Origin of the sequence: Nocardia sp. BMG51109 (assembly GCF_000526215.1) — a bacterium.
Classification (GTDB): domain Bacteria; phylum Actinomycetota; class Actinomycetes; order Mycobacteriales; family Mycobacteriaceae; genus Nocardia.
Map to the genome: position 1 here is coordinate 4,590,578 of NZ_JAFQ01000004.1, position 19,841 is coordinate 4,610,418.

Genomic DNA, 19,841 nt, shown 5'->3' on the forward strand with positions numbered 1-19,841 from the left:
CCGGCGATGGTACGGCGCGCGCGGGTGGACGACGTGCACGAGCTGGCCGGGGCCATGCCGCACGTCACCGTCGAGTACGGCCCGCAGGGTAATGCGATCTACCAGGTGGGGCGCAAGTCGTTCGTGTTCTTCCGGACACCGCGCCCGGACGCGTTCGATCCGGGAACCGGGGAGCGCTACGCCGATGTGATCGTGTTCTGGGTGCCGTCGGAGTCGGACAAGCTTGCCCTGGTGCAGGATCCGGATTCGCCGTTCTTCAGCACGCCGCATTTCGACGGCCATCTGTCGGTCCTGTTGCGCGGCAGCAGGATCGGGGAACTCGGGCTGGACGAGCTGACCGAGGTGGTGCAGGATGCGTGGCTGTCGCGCGCCTCGGCGGCCCGGGCGAAACGCTGGCTGGCCGAACATGGTTCGTGACCAGGTCCCGGAATTGTCCGGCGGCGGGGCTTGACCTCGAGTGTGGTTGAGGGTAGAGGCTGCGGGCATGACGCAGACAGCAGAGTTCTGGAATTCGGTGTACGACGACGACACCGCCCCCTGGGTGATCGGCGAGCCGCAACCGGCGATCGTGGCGCTCGAGCAGGAGGGACGCATCACCGGCCGGGTGCTCGATCCGGGCACCGGCGCGGGCGAGCACACGATCCTGCTCACCCGCCTCGGCTACGACGTGCTCGGCGTCGACCTGTCGCCCAGCGCGGTCGCCTACGCCCAGCGCAACGCCGCCGGCAAGGGCGTGCCCGCGGCGCGGTTCCGGGTCTTCGACGCCGTGCGCGCGGGCCGGGAGCCGGAGGTCGCCGCGGAACTGGGTGTCTTCGACACGATCGTCGACAGCGCGCTGTTCCACATCTTCGGCGACGACCCCGCGACGCGCGCCGATTACGTGCGGGCCCTGCACGCCCTGTGCACACCGGGCGGATTCGTCCACGTGCTCGCGCTGTCGACCGTCGAACCCGGCTTCGGCCCGCGCATCAGCGACACCCTGATCCGCGAATCCTTCGGCGCGGGATGGGAATTGGAGGAGCTGCGGCCCGACCGCTACCACGGCCGGGTCACCGAGCTGACCGCCGAGGAGGTGGCGAAGCACGGCCTCACCACCACTGCCGACGGCGCCGTCGACACCGCCGCCTGGCTGGCCCGCATCCGCCGCCTCTGAAACCCGACTCGTGCACGTCGGCGTCCCGGCCCGGCCGGGAGTCGTCGGCCGTCGGCCTCCGTTACCTGGCCTGTCGGTCGCCGTTGTGCCCGGGGTACGGGATGGCGAGCCCGAGGTGACACGGGTGGGGTGACACGGTGGCAGGCCGGGGTGACGGAGCAGGCCACGAGGACGGCAAGCGTCAGTCCGGGCGGGTGGCTCGGTAGTAGGTGACCCGGCCCATGGCCCGGTGCCGCTGAGTGGCGACCTCGGTGCAGTCGAATCCGGCCTCGCGCAACAGGCGGGGGATGTTGTCGCCGAGGTTTCCCGCGACGTGATGGCCGCGCAGTGTGAGCCGTGCCGCCGGACCGTCGGCAGGTGTCATCGGGCCGCCGACGTCTACCAGGTGCAGCCGCCCGCCGGGGCGCAGCACGCGCAGGATCTCGGCGGCCATCGGTGCCTTCACGTCGTCGTCGAGGTGGTGCAGCATCAGCGACGACAACGCTCGGTCGAATTCGCCGTCGCCGTAAGGGAGTTCCTGGCCGTATGCCCGGTCGAAGCGAATTCCCGGTAGCCCGTGCGCCTTTCGTTCGGCACGCGACAGCGCCCGGGGATCGGGATCGGCCCCGGTCACCTCGGCGGCGGGGCGCGACCGCCTGGCCATGATGGTGAGATTGCCGGTGCCGCAACCGACTTCCAGGATCTTGTGGTCGTCGCGGAGATCTGCCTGATCGATGAGCCGCTGGTGTACGCGGGGTACGCCGAGCGTGCGGGTGAGCAGGTCATAGGTGGGGAGCAGGGCGTCGCGGCCCGCGGCGGGCAGGTAGTCGTGCCGGTTCCCCATGGCGGTAGTCGCGGAATGTGGACGATGTTCGGTCATGTACTCCATGGTGAGTAGCTCGGGCGCGCGGTAGTTGGGTGATTCTCGGAAGAAATGGGACTATATTCGGCTCTATGCCCGAGTCGACCCGAGTGGTGGGACATCGCCGGGGCGTGCCGGTGTACGACTACCGGTCCGATCTCGTCACGCCGCCGATATCGCTGATGCGTTTCGAGGCGTTCGGCATCGGTACCGCACCGGCGGGCGCCCACGATGCGGCCCTGTCGTCGGTGGTGCGCCCGCACATCCACGACTTCCCGGCGCTGTGGTACGTCGCCGACGCCGGCCTGGTGTTCGTCATCGGCGCCGGCCAGGTCGTCGATGTCACCGCGGCCGACGAGATCACCAGCGGCGTCGGAGTGTTCTTCGACCCCGCCGCACTCGACGGCGGCCGTATTCCGTGGCCGGCATGGCGATCTCACCCGCTGCTGTTCCCGTTCCTGCACGGCCGCTCCAGCGGCATACTGCGGCTGCCGGTGCCCGCCGACGGCCGGGCGCTGTGGGATGCCGGGATCGCGGCCGTCGAGACCGAACTCGCCGAGCGGCGGGAAGGGTACCGGCAGGCGGCCTCGGCGCATCTCACGCTGCTGCTGATCGATCTCGCCCGCTCGGCCGCCGATGTCGTCGGCGATCTGCGCCGCAGCGGTGAGCCGCTGCTGGCCGAGGTCTTCGACGTGATCGAGAAGCGCTACGTCGAGCCGCTGTCGCTGCGCGATGTGGCCCGTGCGGTCGGCATGACACCGGGCCATCTGACCACCGTGGTCCGCCGCCGCACCGGACGCACCGTGCAGGAGTGGATCATCGATCGGCGCATGTCCGAGGCTCGCCGGCTGCTGTCGGAAACCGAGCTGCCGGTGGCCGATATCGCCCGCCGGGTCGGGATATCCGACGCCGGCTACTTCACCCGGCTGTTCCGCCGCACCCACGGCGAGCCACCTCGCCGCTGGCGTGACTGCGGCGAGGTCGATCCCGGCGGTCCGGCGCGTGCGAATTTTCATGTGCTCGGGCAGGGGTCGGCCATCTAGCCTGGCTTCCATGAAGATTCTGGTCACCGGTGCCACCGGGAATATCGGGCGGAAAGTGGTCGATCATCTGATTTCGCTGGGGGCGGACGATATTCGCGCCCTGTCCAACCATCCGGAACGCGCCGCGCTGCCCGAGGGCGTCGAGGTCGTGCCCGGATATCTGCGCCGGCTGTCCTCGCTGCCCGCGGCCTTCGAGGGCGTGCAGCGGATGTACCTGGCGCCCGTTCTGGAGAACCTGACGGACGTGCTGCGGCTGGCGCGGGAGGCGGGTATCGAGCGCGTCGTCGACCTGTCCGGCGACGAGAACACCGACTGGCAGCCGGTCGCGCAGGCCGTCGAGAAGTCGGGCATGTCCTGGACCCACCTGTACGCGGGCGAATTCATGGACAATTTCACGCTGTGGGCCGACCAGGTGCGGACCACCGGCACGGTGCGCGAGCCGTATCCGGATTCGGCCAACGCGGCCATCGCGATGGACGATATCGCCCGCGTCGCCGCCACCATCCTGACCCAGGACGGCCACGACGGCATCGCCTACACCCTCACCGGCCCCGAAACCCTCACCCGCGCGGAACGTCTCCGCCGGCTCGGCGTGGCACTCGGCCGCGATCTGACCTTCGAGACCGTCACCCACGACGAGGGCGTCGAGCAGTTGCGCCCGGCGATGGGCGATTTCGCCGAGTGGTACGTCTCCGGCCTGGCCATGACGGTCGAGCACCCACAACAGGCGACGACCGCCGTCGCCGACCTCACCGGCCGCCCCGGCACCACCTTCGCCGAATGGGCGGCGGCCCACGCCGGCCAGTTCCGCTGAGCGGCATGCCGTCAGGCCCTGTGCCGGTCGGCTGCCGTTGCGGTACTACGGACTCGAGGGCTGTGGCGACATCGCCGCCTCGATGGCGGCGCGATCCGGAATGGACGCGCCGGCACCGGGTTTCGTAGTGGCCAGGGCTCCGGCGGTGCATGCCCAGGCGAGGGCGGTGGCAGGGCCCTCCTGCCAGTGGGCGGCGAGGGCGCCGGTGAATGCGTCGCCGGCGCCGGTGGTGTCGACCGCTCGGACCGCGACGCCGGGGTGGTGGTGCTCGCCGCCGGGGCCGCGATGCACGGCGCCGTGTGCACCGCGCGTGACCACCACATCGGCGACCGGAGCGAGCGCCGGACCCAGGTGCTCGTACTCGCCCTCGTTCACCACCGCGATATCGACGACATCCCACAGTTCGCGCGAAAGCTGTTGTACAGGGGAGGGGTTGAGCAGAACGAGAGTTCCCGAGGCGCGGGCGTGGCGGGCGGCGGCCAGCACGGTCGGCACGGGAATCTCCAACTGGCACAGCACCATATCGGCCTCGGCGATCGCCGCGAGATCGTCCGGGCCGAGTGCGGTCACCGTCGTGTTCGCCCCGCCCGCGACGATGATGCTGTTCTCACCGGTCGAATCCACCACGATCGAGGCGACCCCGCTGGGTCCGGCCGCCGACCGCAACCGCCGGGTGCGCACACCCGCGTCGGCGAGCACCGTCCGCAGTTCCCCGGCGAACAGATCGTCCCCGACCGCCCCCACGAATTCCACCTCGGCACCGGCCCGCCGCGCCGCGATCGCCTGATTCGCCCCCTTCCCGCCGGGCACCATCCGGAACCCCTCCCCGAGCACGGTTTCCCCCGGTTCCGGCCGCCGCCCGACCGTAGCCACCAGATCCATATTGATGCTGCCCACCACCACGATTCGCGCCATATCGGCACGGTAGCCCCCGCCGCCGGCGGATCCCCGGAATTCGGCACCGAGCCGCCGCACCGCCGCGCTCCCGGGGGACCGGGGATGCCCGAGCACGCGGCCGTCGGCGTGAGCGAGGACCTTCGGTAGCGGCAACCTTGTCGGGAAGTGGGGAGGCCGAGTGTGGCGAGCAAGGACCCGGCCCGCGACGCGATCGCCGGCAGCAGCGGCAACCGCACCGGATCCGACAGCAAGTGAGAGGGCCGGTGAACTCGTCTGCCTCCCCGGGACGTGCCGGATGCTCCCCGGCGGTGCTGTCGCAGCAGGCGCTCGAGCACCGCACGGTCCGCAGGCCAGGGTGTCGGTGCCGGTCAGTACGCTGTAACCCATGACTGCTCCCACTGCCACCGGCCAGGACTCCGTCCGCGCGGTGGTGCACGACGCGGCGCGCCGGGCCAGGGTGGCGTCGCGGACGCTCGCCCAGCTGACCACCGAACAGAAGAACACCGCGCTGCACGCCGCCGCCGATGCGCTGCTGGCCGCCGCCGACCGGGTGCTCGAGGCCAATTTCGACGACATCGAGACCGCCCGCGCCGGCGGCACCGCGGATTCGCTGCTGGATCGCCTGCGCCTGACCACCGCGCGCATCGACGGCATCGCCTCCGGGCTGCGCCAGGTCGCGGGCCTGCCGGATCCGGTCGGCGTGGTGGTGCGGGGCTCGACGCTGCCGAACGGGCTGGAAATCCGCCAGGTGCGCGTTCCGCTGGGCGTGGTCGGCATGGTGTACGAGGCGCGGCCGAATGTCACGGCCGACGCCTTCGGGCTGGCGCTGAAATCAGGCAACGCGGCCCTGCTGCGCGGTTCGTCCTCGGCGGCCCGCTCGAATGCCGCGCTGGTCGAGGTGCTTCGGGAAGCGCTTGCGGCACAAGGACTTCCCGAAGATTCGGTGCAGCTGCTGCCGAGCGAGGACCGCTCCAGCGTCACCCACCTGATCCAGGCCCGCGGCCTGGTGGACGTGGTGATCCCGCGCGGCGGCGCCGGCCTGATCAACGCCGTGGTCCGCGACGCGCAGGTGCCGACCATCGAGACGGGCACCGGCAACTGCCACGTCTACGTCCACTCGGCCGCCGATCTGGATATGGCCGAGTCGATCCTGCTCAACGCCAAGACCCGCCGCCCGAGCGTCTGCAACGCGGCCGAGACCGTGCTGATCGACGACGCCATCGCCACGATCGCGGTGCCGCGGCTGATCGAGGCGCTGGAGCGGCACGGCGTCACCGTGCACGGCGATCTGCCCGGCCTGATCCCGGCGAACGACACGGACTGGGGCGAGGAGTACCTGTCGCTGGACATCGCGCTCGAGGTGGTCGACGACCTGGACGCGGCCGTCGAGCACATCAACACCTGGGGCACCGGGCACACCGAGGCCATCGTCACCGGCGATCTGGCCGCGGCCCGCGAGTTCAGCAACAGGGTCGATGCGGCGGCCGTCATGGTCAACGCCTCCACCGCCTTCACCGACGGCGAGCAGTTCGGCTTCGGTGCCGAGATCGGCATCTCCACCCAGAAACTGCACGCCCGCGGCCCGATGGGCCTGCCCGAGCTGACGTCCACCAAGTGGATCGTCTGGGGCGACGGCCAGACCCGCCCCGCCTGACCGGTTTCCCGGGAGCAGCTGTCTCCTGGCCGGGCTCACTGTGTACCGTCGATACGGGTGTTCTATACGGTGCATACCTCATGTGCCCACGGCCCCGGGCCGGGAGAACGGTAGGGAGCGGTTGGTTCGCTCCGGAGGAGGACCGCAACAGTGCAGACCGCAGTGCACGAGCCGATCTTCGCATCGGTCGAGGATGTGACCGAGCGGCTGGCGCAGACCGGCTACCTGGCCGACAAGGGGACCGCCACCTCGGTATTTCTGGCCGACCGGCTCGGTAAGCCGTTGCTCATCGAGGGCCCGGCCGGTGTCGGCAAGACCGAGCTGGCCCGCGCGGTGTCGCAGGCGACGGATGCCGGACTGGTGCGGTTGCAGTGCTACGAGGGCATCGACGAGGCGCGGGCGCTGTACGAGTGGAACCACGCCAAACAGATCCTGCGTATCCAGGCGTCCAGTGAAAACGGCTGGGAGGACACGAAATCCGACGTCTTCAGCGATGAGTTCCTGCTGTCGCGCCCGCTGCTCACCGCGATCCGGCGCACCGAGCCCACGGTGCTGCTGATCGACGAGGCCGACAAGGCCGACGTCGAGATCGAGGGCCTGATGCTCGAGGTGCTCAGCGACTTCGCCGTGACCGTCCCCGAACTCGGCACCATCGCCGCCGTCCGCCGCCCGTTCACGGTGCTCACCTCCAACGCCACCCGCGAACTGTCCGAGGCGCTCAAGCGCCGCTGCCTCTACCTGCACATCGACTTTCCCGACGAGGAACTGGAGCGCCGCATCCTGGCAAGCCGGGTACCGGAACTGAAACCGGCCGTGGCGGCGCAGCTGGTGCGGGTCGTGCACGTCCTGCGTGGCATGCAGCTCAAGAAGCTGCCGTCGGTGGCGGAATCCATCGACTGGGGTCACACGCTGCTGGCGCTGGGCCTGAAGGACCTCGACGACAAGACCGTGCGCGCCACGCTCGGCGTCGTGCTCAAGCACCGCAGCGACCACGAGCGCGCGCTGGCCGAGTTGAAGCTGGCCTGATCGTGTCCGGCAGGCGAGGCGCCCGCTCACTCGTCTCGGCGGCGCGGCCGGACGCGCCGGCCCGGCCGCCCGAGCCGGAATCCGTTGCGCCGCACGGGCTGTCCGGTCATCTGGTCGGATTCGTGGAGGCGTTGCGCGCCCGGGGAGTTCCGGTGGGTCCGTCGGAAACCGTCGACGCGGGACAGGTTCTCACGGTGCTGGACCTGATGGACCGCGAGATGCTGCGCGAGGGGCTGTCCTGCGCGCTGGTGCGGCGTTCCGCGCAGCGCGCCACCTTCGATGCGCTGTTCGACCTGTGGTTCCCGGCGGCGCTGGGCGAGCGCGCGGGTGCGCGGGAGATCGAGATCCCGCGCAAGCCCGACGGCGAGGTCGACATCATCGAGCTGCGAAAGATGCTGGCGGAGTTGCTGGTCGCCGACCCGTCGGGCGAACGGGCCCGGCAGCTGCAGGATCTGGCCGCGCAGATGGTCGAGCAGATGGGGCAGTACCGGTCCGCGAACGGTCCGTCGTTCTCGGCGTACCAGACGCTCCGGGACGTGCAGCCGGAACTGCTGGTGAGCAAGATCCTCGCGGGACTTGCCGCGGGCCAGGACAATTCGGATTTCGACACCGAGGTCGCCCGGCGCGCGGCCCGGCAGCGGATCAAGAGCTTCCGCGGCACCGTCGAGTCCGAGACCCGCCGCCGGGTGGCCGAGCGCATCGGCCGCGACCGGGTGGCCACCTACGGCGTACCCCGTCAGGCCGAGGACGCCGACTTCCTGCGCATCTCGGAGAACGAGCTGGCCGAGCTGCGGCGCAGCAGCCAGCGACTGGCGCGGGTGCTGGCCTCTCGGCTGGCGGCCCGCCGCCGCCGTTCCCGGCGCGGGGAGATCGATCTGCGCAAGACACTGCGCAAGTCCATGTCGACCGGCGGCGTCCCGATCAAGCTGGCCGCCCGCAAGCCGCGCCCCGGCCGCCCGGATCTCGTTCTGCTGTGCGATATCTCGGGTTCGGTGGCCGGATTCTCCAGTTTCACCATGTTTCTGGTGAACGCGCTGCGCGAGCAGTTCTCCCGGGTGCGGATCTTCGCGTTCGTCGATCGCGTCGACGAGGTCACCGATCTGTTCGACCAGGTGACTCCCTTGGATCAGGTGACGCGCCGGATCTTCGCCGAGGCGAAGGTCGTCGGCATCGAGGGGCACTCCGATTACGGTGCGGCCCTGGAGGGTTTCGCCGAGAACTGGTCCGACGCGGTGACCAGCCGCACGTCGCTGCTGATCCTGGGGGACGCCCGCACCAACTACCGCGACCCCGCGCTGGACACCCTGCGGCAGCTGGTGGAGGTGGCCAAACACGCCTACTGGCTGAATCCGGAGGCGGAGAAGATGTGGGGGACGGGCGATTCCGCCGCCGACCGCTACGACGAGATCATCGAGATGCACGAGTGCCGCTCGGCCCGCCAGCTCACGACGGTCGTCAGCCGCCTGCTGCCGGTGTAGAACGAAGTCCGAAGCGATCTAAGGCCGGATGCGCTGCGGGTTCGGGTCCGCGTGCCGGATATTAGAAGTCGTTAAGTCGCCCGCAAGCAGTGCGGGCGATCATGCGCGTGTGCCGAGCCGACCCTGGGATGCCGACGATCACCCCGCCGATGCGTCGAGCGCCCTATCGTCCGACAAGCCCGGGTGTTCCCCGGACGAGCTGTCGTCGTGTTCCCCGGACGAGCTGTCGTCCCTGATCGAGTTCGGCACCGCCCGGCTGGCCGATACCCCGGCCGTCGCCGAAGCCACGCTCCGCCGCGCGGCCGCCGCCGGCGAGGGCGTCCTGCCCGCCGATCGGCTGGCCCGCCTGTATTCGCTGATCGTCACGGCCATCTGCGGCCAGCCCGGCCGCGACGCGGATCTCGCCGCCGCGGCGCTGACGGCCGCCGAACACTGGCGCGGCCTCTCGCCCGCCGACGCCGCACACCACACCCTGCTGGCCGCCCGCATCTATTACCGAACCAGGCGCTACCGCGACGCCGTCCCGCTCTACCGCACCGCCCTGGCTCACCCCGACATCCCCTACCCGGCCCCCCAGATCGCCGTCCTCCACGAACAGTTCGGCGAATGCCTGAACGCGCTGCACCGATACCGCTCCGCGGCAAGAGAATTCACCAGGGGCGCGCAATGGGTCGCCGGTACACCCGGCTGCCGCGAACTACACGCCGACCTCCTGTCCTCGGCCGCCGCCGCCCACGCCGCCACCCGCCCGCCGGCGGTCCTCCGCCGCCTCGCCACCGAACTCGTCAAGCGCCGACGAAGCGCCCCGAGCCACCACACCACCGACCCCGGCAGCCCCTCGTAACCTCGCCCGCCCGACACGTGCACTGGTGGAGCGGACGCGCCGGACCCTCCTCTCCGGGGCGCACACTCCTCCGGCCGCCATGTGCGGTGACGAGGGACGTTGCAGTATTAGCGTGAGCACGGTGACTGCCCGGCGTGTACTGATCGTCGCCTACGACGATGTCCAGATTCTCGATGTGGCCTGCCCCAGTGGAGCTTTGGACGCCGCCACGAGGTTGGGTGCGGCTCCGCCCTACGCGGTGGAGCTGGCCGCCGCCGGTGGCGGGACGGTGCGAACCTCGGCCGGGATAGTGCTGGGCAGCGGGCGCCTGGCGGCGGTCACCGGCACCCTGGACACCCTCATGGTCGTCGGCGGCGTCGGGACCCGGCGCGCGGCCACCGACTCCGGCCTGCTCGAACAGGTTCGCCGACTGGCCGGGAGAAGTCGCCGGACGGTCGGAATATGTACGGGCGCATATATTCTGGCCGCGGCCGGACTGCTGGACGATCGCCGGGTCACCACGCACTGGGGATTCGGCGACGACCTCGCGGCCCACTATCCGGCGGTGGCGGTGGACACCACGGCGCTGTACATCCGCGACGGCCACATCTACACCAGCGGCGGGGCCACCGCGGCCCTGGACCTGACGCTGTCGCTGATCGAAGACGACCACGGCCCCACCCTGGCCCGCTCCGTCGCCCGGGAGCTGGTCACCTACCTGCACCGTCCGGCCGATCAGGCGCAGATCAGCATGTTCCTGGCCGCGCCGCCGCCCGCCGACCGCCTGGTTCGCGACCTGACCGGTTACATCGCCGGTCATCTCCGCGAGGACCTGACGCCCGCGGCGCTCGCCGGCCGCGCGGGCGTGAGCACACGACACCTCACCCGGCTGTTCAGCGCCTATCTGGGGACCACACCGGCCGAGGCCGTCCGCGCGGCCCGCACCGAGGCCGCGGCGCACCTGATCCGCGGGACCGGACTGCCACTGGCGGCGATCGCCCGGCGCTGCGGTTTCGGTTCGGCGCAGACCTTGCGCCAGGCCCTGCTCGACAGATACGGCATGAGCGGGGACACGATGCGCAAGCAGACGGACATACCGCTGTCCACCCGTGGCGACGCCGACGACACTGCGGTGTCATGACGCCTTCGCCGCCTCCGGGCTCCCGGCTCGCTGCCCGCCGAAATGTCTTGCGCGGCAGCACCGTCCTGCTCGCCACCGCATTCGCCGCCGCGGGCGCACGCCGTGCCGAGGCGCGTCCCGATGCCACCGGACCGAGTATCGGAATCCTGCTGTACGACGGATTCAGCCTGCTCGATCCCACCGGTCCGGCGGAGATCCTGTCCCGGGTGCCGGACGCGCGGGTGACCATGATCGGCGAACGGCCCGGCCCGATCCGCACCGACACCGGGGACGCCGCACTCGTCGCGGAGCGCGCGTTCGGCGACGTGGACCACGTCGATGTGCTGCTGATCCCCGGCGGTGACGAACGCGGGTTCCGCGCCGTGACACAGAACAACGCGCTGCTGGACTGGATCCGCCGCATCGACGGGACCTCTCGTTGGACGACGTCGGTATGCACCGGCGCGCTGATACTCGCGGCAGCCGGGCTGCTGACGGGGCATTCCGCGACCACCTACTGGGCGGCCGGCCCCTACCTGGAATCCACCTTCGGCGTGCGGTACCTACCCCAGCGCTACGTCCGGTCGGGCAAATTCATCACGGCCGCAGGCGTTTCCGCGGGCATCGACATGGCGCTGTACCTGGCCGCGCAGCTCACCGACGAAGACACGGCACGGGCCATCCAGCTCGGCATCGAATACGATCCGCAGCCCCCCTTCGATGCGGGCAATGCGACGCGGGCCGATGCGGACCAGCGGGCCCGTGCCCAAGCGATAATCGCCCGATCACAGCGCTAGCGTTGTCGGTCCGGGGGGATACGCAACGGCCGAGTCGCGCCGGCAGGGGAGTGGCGGTCACCGGCTCGGGGCCGCCCTGGGACCGGATGGCCGGGGGGTGCTCGACGGTGCTGCCGAATCGGCCGGAGCGTGCCCAGTAAGCTCGGCATTCGTGCAGGAAACAGGTCGGCGGAAACTGGGCGTGATGGGCGGGACGTTCGATCCCGTGCACCACGGGCACCTGGTTGCCGCCAGCGAGGTCGCGCACCGCTTCGACCTCGATGAAGTCGTATTCGTACCGACGGGCGAGCCGTGGCAGAAGTCCGCCAAGCAGGTCAGCCCGGCCGAGGACCGGTATCTGATGACCGTGATAGCGACCGCGTCCAATCCGCGGTTCTCGGTCAGCCGGGCCGACATCGACCGCGGCAAGGTCACCTACACCGTCGACACCCTGCGTGACCTGCGGTCCCAGCATCCCGACACCGACCTGTACTTCATCACGGGTGCGGACGCGCTGGCCAGCATCCTCACGTGGCAGGATTGGGCGGAACTGTTCGAGCTGGCGAAGTTCGTCGGGGTGAGTCGTCCGGGGTACGAGTTGAACGTCGACCACCTCGCCGAGCACCTGCGGGGTATGCCGGCCGATGCGGTCACCGTCATCGAGATCCCCGCCCTGGCGATCTCGTCGAGCGAATGCCGTCGCCGCGCCGCCGAGGGGCGGCCGGTGTGGTACCTCGTTCCCGACGGTGTCGTGCAGTACATATCGAAGCGGCACCTGTACGTGCCGGGAGGAAACGGGAAGGTGACACAGGCGTGAGCGAGCAGGCACGTGGCGTGGGGAACGGGCCACAGCGGGGGCAGCGGCCCGCGCACGCCGGAGGGGGTACGGCATGAGCGGTCAGGCCCGGAGGCGGCAGCGGAGTGTGACCACGGAGGGCCCCGCTCATGCCGCAGTGCGATACCGCATGAGCGGTCAGGCCCGGAGGCGGCAGCGGAGTGTAACCACGGAGGGCCCCGCTCGTGCCGCAGTGCGATACCGCATGAGCGGTCAGGCCCGGAGGCGGCAGCGGAGTGTAACCATGGAGGGCCCCGCTCGGGCCGGAGGTGATACGGCATGACGGCAACCGTGGAAGCGGTCGAGATGGCGCAGACGGCCGCGCGCGCGGCCGACGAGAAGCTGGCGACCGACGTGGTGGTGCTCGACGTCTCCGAACAGCTGGTCATCACCGACTGTTTCGTGATCGCGTCCGCGCCGAACGAGCGGCAGGTCAACGCGATCGTCGACAACGTCGAGGAGAAGCTGCGGCTGACCGGGCACAAGCCGGTGCGGCGCGAGGGCACCCGCGAGGGCCGCTGGGTGCTGCTGGACTACGTCGAGCTGGTGGTGCACATCCAGCACAGCGACGAGCGCGAATTCTATGGCCTGGAACGGCTGTGGAAGGACTGTCCGCAGATTCCGGTGGACGGGATCGGGGGTCGGCCCGACGACGATGCAGAGGCCGCCGAGTGAATCTGGAACCCGCCGTGCACGATTCCGCGCTACCGAGCGCCCGGCAGGGTAAACACGCCGGAGTTCGACGACTGATCCTGTTGCGGCACGGCCAGACCGAGTGGAACGCCGCCGATCGCATGCAGGGCCAGATCGACACCGAGCTGAGCGAGCTGGGCCGCCGCCAGGCCAAGGACGCCGCCCGCGAGCTGGTCAGCCACGACGCCATCGCCATCGTGTCATCGGACCTGCGGCGCGCCTACGACACCGCGGTCGCCCTGGCCGACCACACCGCCGTGGACGTGGTGCGCGATCGGCGGCTGCGCGAGACCAGCCTCGGCGAGTGGGAGGGGCTCACGCACATCGATGTGGACGATCGGTATCCGGGTGCGCGCCAGATCTGGCGGCTCAATGCCGACTACACCCCGCCGGGCGGGGAGAGCAAGCTCGAGGTCGGTGCCCGCGCCCTGCCGGTGGTCGAAGAGCTGTTCGCCGAGCGCACCGACTGGCCCGGCCGTACCATCATCCTCGTCGCGCACGGCGGGCTGATCGCAGCGCTGACCGCCGCGCTGCTGGAGCTGCCCCATGAGAACTGGCCGGTGTTGGGCGGGCTGGCCAACACCAGCTGGGTGCAGCTCAGCAGCCACGGTCCGAGCATCGAGCAGCCCGGGTGGCGGCTCGATGTGTGGAACGCGGCGGCAAAGGTAGCACCTGATGTCCTCTGATAGATCTTCCGACGACCGGGACGAACCGGTCCGGCAGATATCCGACGAATTGCTTCGCAAGGCGTCCGAAGGTCCCGTGCGGCACCTACCGGACGACCTGTTCGGTGGCCCGCCACCCGAAAAGCCCGCGCGGCCGGCCGAGCCGGAGTTCGAGCGCGGCGGGGCCGTGCCCGACGAACTGTTTCGCAAGGAGTCCGATACGCCGGTGCGGCAACTGCCCGACCTGCTGTTCGGCGGGCCGGTGGCGCCGCCCGAATCGCAGGGCGGCGAGGCGGTCCAGCCGGATGAGGCGCCCGGCGACTCGGTGACCTCGCCGGAAGCGGTGGTGAGTGCGAGCGCCGGATCCGATGCCGCCGACGCGGCGAACGCTCCTGCCGTGGCGTCCGATGCCGAGGCCGCAGAGGTGGTCCAGCCGGGCGAGATGCCCGGTGACTCGGTGACCTCGTCGGAAGCGGTGGTGAGTGCGAGCGCCGGACTCGATGCCGCCGATGCGGCGAACGCTCCTGTCGAGGGTGCTGCTGTGGTGTCCGATACGGGGGTGTCCGATGCCGAGACCGCCGGGCATGTGGCGGGGACGGTCGAGGATTCCGCTGTGACCGAATCGGCTGTGCGGCAGCAAGAGCCCGGCGAGAGCCCGCAGGTTTCCGCGTCCGGTGAATCGTCGGCCCCGGCGGAATCGGCTGTCTCGGCGGAAAGTGCCGCTGTGGAACCTGCCGACGGTACCGCGGCGACGGCTGATGGTGCAGCGGACGCCGCCGGCCCCGAGGCCGTTCCGGAAGCTACGGCGCCTGATGCGTCGGCGGAGTCGGTCGCAGCGCGGGAGAGCACCGCTGCCGAACCGGCTGATGGTGCGGCGGAGAAGGAGGCCGTTCCAGGCAGTTCGGTGTCCGATGCGTCGGCTGCGTCGGCGGAATCGGTTGTGCCGCAGGAGCGGACCGATGCTGTCGAGCGGGCGGCTGATGCTGCGGGGGCGGCTGAGGAGCCGTCGGTGGTCCCGCAGGAGAGTGGCGACATCGAGTCCGGTGACGGCGCTGCGGGGAACGCTGGTGGCGGTGTCGTTCCGCAGGATTCGGTGCCCGACGAGTCGGGCGTGTCGGCGGAATCGGCTGTGCCGCAGGAGAAGGCCGACGGCGCGGCAGCCGATGGCCGGGACGGCCGGGATGACTCCACGTCCTCCTCGGACGGGCCGACCGAGGGTTCGCCCGTCGCGGAGGCCGGCGACGGCCCGGGCACGACGGCGCCTCCGGCCGCGCCGACGCCCGGTGGGGCAACGGTCGGCACCGGGCAGGAAACCCGCGCTGACGAGGCGGGACAACCCGAGCGCCTCGCTCCGGCCGCAGGTGCCGACGCCACAGGGGATGCCGCCGGCGGCGGGAAGCTGCTGCGGGCCGTGAAGCGGCTGTTCGGAGGGCGATCTACGTGACGCGTTCCGGCCCCGTCGACCCCGATCCGAATGGTCGGCCCACTGGCCCCGAACCCGTCGGCGCGGACGTATCCGATAGCGCGCAAGCGGTTTCGGGCAGCGCGATCGAGCCCGCCGCGGCCGGCGATGGACAGGCAGCCACGGGTTCGGGGACGTCGTCGGTGGCCGGTATCGAACCATCCCGCGACGCGGCCACAACCGTCGGCGCCGATCCGGCCGGCCAGGACGTTGCGGGGGCCGGCACCGAGTCGTCGCCGACCGGTCGGCGGCCGGTGCTGCTGGTGATCGCCGACTCGCTGGCCTATTTCGGACCGCAGGGTGGCCTGGCCGCCAACGATCCCCGGATCTGGCCGAATCTGGTTGCGGCCGAATTGGACTGGGACGTCGAGCTGGTGGGGCGAATCGGCTGGACCTGCCGCGACGCCTACTGGGCACTCATCGGCGACCCGCGGGTGTGGGCGGCGGTGCCGCGGGCGGGGGCGGTCGTCTTCGCCACGGGCGGTATGGATTCCCTGCCGTCGCCGCTGCCGACCGCGCTGCGCGAACTCATCCGGTACCTCCGTCCGCCGTCGCTGCGGCGGGTGGTGCGCACCGGATACCAGTGGGCGCAACCCCGGCTGGCCAAGCTGGGCCGCCCGGTCGCGCTGCCGCCGCGAGTGAGCGTCGACTATCTGGAGCAGTCGCGAAAGGCGTTGGCGCAGTTGCGTCCCGACCTTCCGATGGTCGCGGTGCTGCCATCGGTGCACGACTGCGAGGCGTACGGCCGGGTGCATTCCGGCCGCGAGCCCGCCGTCCGGGCGATGCGCGCGTGGTCGGCGACCACCGCCGTGCCGCTGGTGGATCTGGCGGAAGCTGTGCGCGACAACATCTTCGGCGGGGAATCCAATCCGGACGGCATTCACTGGGGCTGGGAGGGGCACGACGCGGTGGCCCGCGCGATGGTGAAGGTGCTGTCGGAGGTCGGTGAGCCCGAGGGCGGTGCATGAGCCGCACCCTTCCGGATCGCCAGCCCCGCACCGCCGGTCACCGGGAGGCCGGGTAGCGGATGGCCGTCGTCGTGGTGACCGACTCCTCCGCCAGCCTGCCCGCCGATCTCGTCGCGGACCTGGGCATCGTCGTCGTGCCGCTGCACGTCCTGGTGGACGGCCGCGCGATTCGCGAGGGCGTCGACGACGAGCCGATCGACTACACCTCCTCGACGGTGACGACCTCGGCGGCCGCACCGGGTGAGCTGGGCGCCGCCTACGAGCGAGCCCTGGCCCGCAGTGGCGGCGACGGTGTTGTGGCCGTGCATATTTCACGCCGGCTGTCGTCCACCTGGGAGGCCGCCCGGCAGGCGGTCCGCGATGTGGATGCCGCCGATCGGGTGCGGCTGGTGGATTCGCTGAGCGCCGGGCTCGGCACGGGACTGCCGGTGCTGGCGGCCGCCCGCCGGGCGCGGGCGGGGGCCGACCTCCGGGCGGTATACGACGCCGCCACCTCCGCCGCGACCCGCGGCCGGGCGTTCATCGTGGTCAACCGGACCGAACAGCTGCGCCGCGGCGGCCGCCTGAGCTCGGCCGCCGCCTTCTTCGGCACCGAACTGGTCACCAAACCCATCCTGCACATAGTCGACGGCCGCCTGGAACTCCGCGAGAAGGCCCGCACCCGCTCCAAGTCCTACGCGAAACTCGTTGCCGCGGCAGTGGATGCGGCCGGCGACGACGGCGCCGCGGTGGCCGTCCAGCACCTCGGCGCCCCCGAGGCCGCCGCCACCATCACAACCCAGCTGACCGACCTCATCCCCGGAATCGACGAACTGATCACCGCCGAATTCGGCCCCACCCTGGCCGTCCACCTCGGCCCGGGCGCGGTGGGGGTCCTGGTCGTTCCCGGCGGCTGTAGTTGAGGGCCACCGAACCCCTGATCCACCGGGCCGTCGCTCTCCCCGTCGAACTGTCCCGACTCATGGCGAAACGGAAGTCACGGCGCATCGACTCGGTGTAGGGAAAACGGCCTCTTCGGCACCATTCCGGATGACATTGTGCATGTGGATTTGCCAACCCGGCAACAATGTTTGACCGAACTGGCTGGGCGGGCGCATGGTCGAGGCATGGACCACGATCATGACTTCGATTGGGCCGCCATGGCGGACATGCTGGTGGACGAGGGGGAGGCGTACAGCCCGTATCTGGTTGCCGCGTTCGATCGGCTCGCGGATCCGGAGCCGAAGCGGATTCTGGATATCGGGTCCGGACCCGGTGTGGCGGCGTGTCTGCTGGCCGAGCGGTTTCCGGGCGCCGAGGTGATCGCGGTGGACGGGACACCGGAGTTGCTGGCGCGTGCCGAGGAGCGGGCCGGGCGGCTCGGGGTCCGGCTGCAGACGCAGGTGGCGGAGTTTCCGGCCGGTCTGGGCGAACTTCCCGAGGCCGACCTGGTGTGGTCGGCGAATGTCGTCCATCATGTCGGTGATCAGCAGGGCGCGCTGACCCGGATGGCCGCGCTGCTGCGTCCGGGCGGGACGCTGGCCATCGCCGAGGGCGGCCTGCCGACGCGGTGGCTGCCCCGTGACATCGGATTCGGCCGCCCCGGCCTGCAACTGCGGCTGGAGGTGGCGATGGCGGAACGGTTCGACCGCATGCGCGCCGAACTACCCGATTCCGCGCCGGTGACCGAGGATTGGCCCGCCATGCTGCGCGCGGCCGGCCTGGTCGAGGCGCACAGCCGCAGCTTCCTGGTCGACCGTCCCGCGCCGCTGGAGGAGGGCCCGCGCCGCTCGGTGCGCCAGTGGTTCGAACGCCTTCGCGGCATGCAGGCCGACCATCTGGACCCCGACGACCGCGCGGCGCTGGACCGCCTACTGAACCCCGATGATCCGCAGAGCATCGATCGCCGCCCGGACCTCTTTCTGCTGACCGCCCGGACCGTCCATTACGCCCACCGCCCAGCGGGCTGATCGCAGGCGATTAGCGAGCTGCCAGTGGATTCCACTCCCGCGACGAGAGCATCGAGGCCACGTCAGCTGCCGACGACCTGAGCTGCCCGAGCCGCTGGAGAGCGATTCGAGAAGGGTGCTGTGCTGTCGACGCCCAGGTTGCCGTCCCGATGTCCGTGGCGGCTCGCGCTACGACCGATGTCGCGGGTGGCGGACGGTCCGGATGACCGCGTCGGGGTCGTTCTGCTGTCGGCCGCACGGAAGGGCCGGCCGATACCAGATCGGTGTGACAGGTGATGGGTGATCCCGGGTGTGTTGTGCACAGGGAGTTCCCTGTCCCCAGGGTTGCCGAAAGCCCTTGTCGGCCGGGTCGTTCAGGCGGTTGGTCTGCCTACGTTGGTCCGCATGGGGCGAAACGAGGAGCGGAGGCGGGTGCGGGAGCGGCTAGGGGCGCTCGCCGCGGGGCCCGGCGGGACACGGGCCGTGCCCGGCGGGCGGTGGGATCGCGACGAGGCGGAACCGGGCGAGCTCGACTCCGGCGAGCCGGGTCATGACGACGGCCGCCCGGACCGGTGGGACGAGACGGTCGAGGGCCCGCGCACTCCGCAGTGGCTGAGCGAACCCTCCGGTGCTCTCTCGCTGTGGCACGAGCGGTTGGTCCCCGAGCGTTTCCGGGGGACCAGGCTCGACCCCGGACGACGGGGCGTGCTGGTGCTGGCCGCGGTGGGGCTGGTGGCCGTACTGCTCGCGGCCGCCGCGGCACAGCGGGAAAGACCTGTGGCGCAACCCGTTCCGCCGCTGCCGGCCGTGCGTACCAGCGCGGTGCCGAGTCCGGCCGGGGCGGCGGAACCGGCGTCCGCGCCGACCGCCGCCGCATCGTCCGGCAGCGCTCCGGCCGCACCGGCCAGCGACCGGGCCGCCGAGCTGGTGGTGAGTGTGGTCGGACTCGTCGAGCATCCCGGACTGCTGCGTCTGCCACCCGGTTCCCGTGTGGCAGACGCCCTTTCGATCGCCGTCGCCAAGGACGGCGCCGACCTCGCGAGCCTGAACCTCGCCCAGCGCCTCGCCGACGGCGACCAGATCGCCGTCGGCGCCCTCGGGCCTCAGCCGGGCCCGCCGCAGATGGGAAGCGTGGTCGTTCCGGGCGGCCGGACCTCTTCCGGCGGAGGGACTCCCGGACAGCCCACCGGCCCGCCCGCGAAGATCGATCTGAACGCCGCCGCCGAGTCCGAACTCGACGCACTGCCCGGCGTCGGCCCGACCACAGCGCGCGCGATCGTCGCCTGGCGCACCGAACACGGCCGCTTCACCAGCGTCGACCAACTCGCCGAGATCACCGGAATCGGCCCGGCCCGATTGGCCCGCCTCCGCGATTCGGTGACGGTATGAACTCCGGGGGCGCTGCGCCGACGACGTGCCGCTCCCCGCAGATGCGCGTACTCATCGACGCCGTCCGCGCGGTATGGGCACCGCGAGCGGCGGATGGCGTGCCCAGCGTCCAGGCGGTTCGGGGTCGAAGCGTCGCACCGAGATCGGTGACGAACGCACGCCGGCAACGAAATCGGTGATCAGCGGTGTGACAAGTGAAGCCGGAGGCGTATTCGAGCCGACGGCGAAATCGGTAATGGAACCTGGGCCGAGGGCGCGGCCGGTGACGGCTGGGCC

Annotated in this window: 20 protein-coding genes; 18 read left to right on the forward strand and 2 right to left on the reverse strand. The window is 70.9% G+C overall.

Annotation, left to right across the window (positions count from 1 at the left end):
* Positions 1-6: 6 nt before the first annotated feature.
* Positions 7-417, forward strand: a complete 411-nt coding sequence (locus tag D892_RS0121990; protein WP_024803310.1) for an MmcQ/YjbR family DNA-binding protein — start codon at positions 7-9, stop codon at positions 415-417.
* Between the two features lie 67 nt (positions 418-484).
* On the forward strand, positions 485-1,153 hold the full coding sequence (locus tag D892_RS0121995; RefSeq protein ID WP_024803311.1) for a class I SAM-dependent methyltransferase: 669 nt from the start codon (positions 485-487) through the stop codon (positions 1,151-1,153).
* A gap of 181 nt (positions 1,154-1,334) precedes the next feature.
* Here the strand turns inward: D892_RS0121995 and D892_RS0122000 are convergent, their stop codons facing one another.
* Entirely contained in the window at positions 1,335-2,012 is a 678-nt protein-coding gene (locus D892_RS0122000; RefSeq protein WP_024803312.1) for a class I SAM-dependent methyltransferase, read from the reverse strand.
* Between the two features lie 74 nt (positions 2,013-2,086).
* Between D892_RS0122000 and D892_RS0122005 the strand changes: the two genes are divergently transcribed.
* Complete coding sequence (locus tag D892_RS0122005) at positions 2,087-3,037, forward strand: AraC family transcriptional regulator (protein ID WP_024803313.1); 951 nt, start codon at positions 2,087-2,089, stop codon at positions 3,035-3,037.
* A 10-nt stretch (positions 3,038-3,047) separates the two neighbouring features.
* Positions 3,048-3,851 (forward strand): NAD(P)H-binding protein, encoded by an 804-nt coding sequence (locus tag D892_RS0122010; RefSeq protein WP_024803314.1) that lies wholly within the window; start codon positions 3,048-3,050, stop codon positions 3,849-3,851.
* A 45-nt stretch (positions 3,852-3,896) separates the two neighbouring features.
* Here the strand turns inward: D892_RS0122010 and D892_RS0122015 are convergent, their stop codons facing one another.
* A complete protein-coding gene (locus tag D892_RS0122015; RefSeq protein WP_036569495.1) occupies positions 3,897-4,766 on the reverse strand; it encodes a ribokinase in 870 nt (289 codons plus the stop codon).
* Positions 4,767-5,133: 367 nt separating this feature from the next.
* Here D892_RS0122015 and D892_RS0122025 point away from each other — a divergent pair, with 367 nt between their 5' ends.
* From D892_RS0122025 to D892_RS41850, 14 genes are all read left to right on the forward strand, one after another.
* Positions 5,134-6,402 carry a glutamate-5-semialdehyde dehydrogenase gene (locus D892_RS0122025; RefSeq protein WP_024803316.1) on the forward strand — a complete coding sequence of 423 codons (1,269 nt, stop codon included), beginning with the start codon at positions 5,134-5,136 and terminating at the stop codon, positions 6,400-6,402.
* Between the two features lie 150 nt (positions 6,403-6,552).
* Positions 6,553-7,428: a MoxR family ATPase gene (locus D892_RS0122030; RefSeq protein WP_024803317.1), complete on the forward strand. Its 876-nt coding sequence runs from the start codon at positions 6,553-6,555 to the stop codon at positions 7,426-7,428.
* 2 nt (positions 7,429-7,430) lie between these two features.
* A complete protein-coding gene (locus tag D892_RS0122035; RefSeq protein WP_024803318.1) occupies positions 7,431-8,906 on the forward strand; it encodes a VWA domain-containing protein in 1,476 nt (491 codons plus the stop codon).
* Between the two features lie 109 nt (positions 8,907-9,015).
* Positions 9,016-9,750 carry a hypothetical protein gene (locus D892_RS0122040; protein ID WP_024803319.1) on the forward strand — a complete coding sequence of 245 codons (735 nt, stop codon included), beginning with the start codon at positions 9,016-9,018 and terminating at the stop codon, positions 9,748-9,750.
* Positions 9,751-9,871: 121 nt separating this feature from the next.
* A complete protein-coding gene (locus tag D892_RS0122045) occupies positions 9,872-10,870 on the forward strand; it encodes a GlxA family transcriptional regulator (RefSeq protein WP_232236138.1) in 999 nt (332 codons plus the stop codon).
* Complete coding sequence (locus D892_RS0122050) at positions 10,867-11,646, forward strand: DJ-1/PfpI family protein (RefSeq protein WP_051499140.1); 780 nt, start codon at positions 10,867-10,869, stop codon at positions 11,644-11,646. The genes D892_RS0122045 and D892_RS0122050 overlap by 4 nt, the downstream gene beginning before the upstream one ends.
* A gap of 151 nt (positions 11,647-11,797) precedes the next feature.
* Positions 11,798-12,442 carry a nicotinate-nucleotide adenylyltransferase gene (gene nadD, locus D892_RS0122055; protein WP_084161173.1) on the forward strand — a complete coding sequence of 215 codons (645 nt, stop codon included), beginning with the start codon at positions 11,798-11,800 and terminating at the stop codon, positions 12,440-12,442.
* Positions 12,443-12,739: 297 nt separating this feature from the next.
* Positions 12,740-13,135 (forward strand): ribosome silencing factor, encoded by a 396-nt coding sequence (rsfS, locus tag D892_RS0122060; RefSeq protein WP_024803323.1) that lies wholly within the window; start codon positions 12,740-12,742, stop codon positions 13,133-13,135.
* A gap of 14 nt (positions 13,136-13,149) precedes the next feature.
* Positions 13,150-13,839, forward strand: a complete 690-nt coding sequence (locus D892_RS0122065; RefSeq protein WP_051499844.1) for a histidine phosphatase family protein — start codon at positions 13,150-13,152, stop codon at positions 13,837-13,839.
* The gene (locus tag D892_RS47855) at positions 13,829-15,262 is read left to right on the forward strand and encodes a hypothetical protein (RefSeq protein ID WP_024803325.1); all 1,434 of its coding nucleotides are present in this window, start codon (positions 13,829-13,831) and stop codon (positions 15,260-15,262) included. The genes D892_RS0122065 and D892_RS47855 overlap by 11 nt, the downstream gene beginning before the upstream one ends.
* Before the next feature lie 272 nt (positions 15,263-15,534).
* A complete protein-coding gene (gene octT, locus D892_RS41845) occupies positions 15,535-16,248 on the forward strand; it encodes a diglucosylglycerate octanoyltransferase (RefSeq protein ID WP_036569500.1) in 714 nt (237 codons plus the stop codon).
* Positions 16,249-16,307: 59 nt separating this feature from the next.
* Entirely contained in the window at positions 16,308-17,150 is an 843-nt protein-coding gene (locus D892_RS0122080) for a DegV family protein (RefSeq protein WP_024803327.1), read from the forward strand.
* A 204-nt stretch (positions 17,151-17,354) separates the two neighbouring features.
* Positions 17,355-18,197, forward strand: coding sequence for a class I SAM-dependent methyltransferase (locus tag D892_RS0122085; protein WP_024803328.1), 843 nt, complete (start codon positions 17,355-17,357; stop codon positions 18,195-18,197).
* A 384-nt stretch (positions 18,198-18,581) separates the two neighbouring features.
* The gene (locus tag D892_RS41850) at positions 18,582-19,565 is read left to right on the forward strand and encodes a helix-hairpin-helix domain-containing protein (protein ID WP_024803329.1); all 984 of its coding nucleotides are present in this window, start codon (positions 18,582-18,584) and stop codon (positions 19,563-19,565) included.
* The last annotated feature ends 276 nt before the right edge of the window (positions 19,566-19,841 follow it).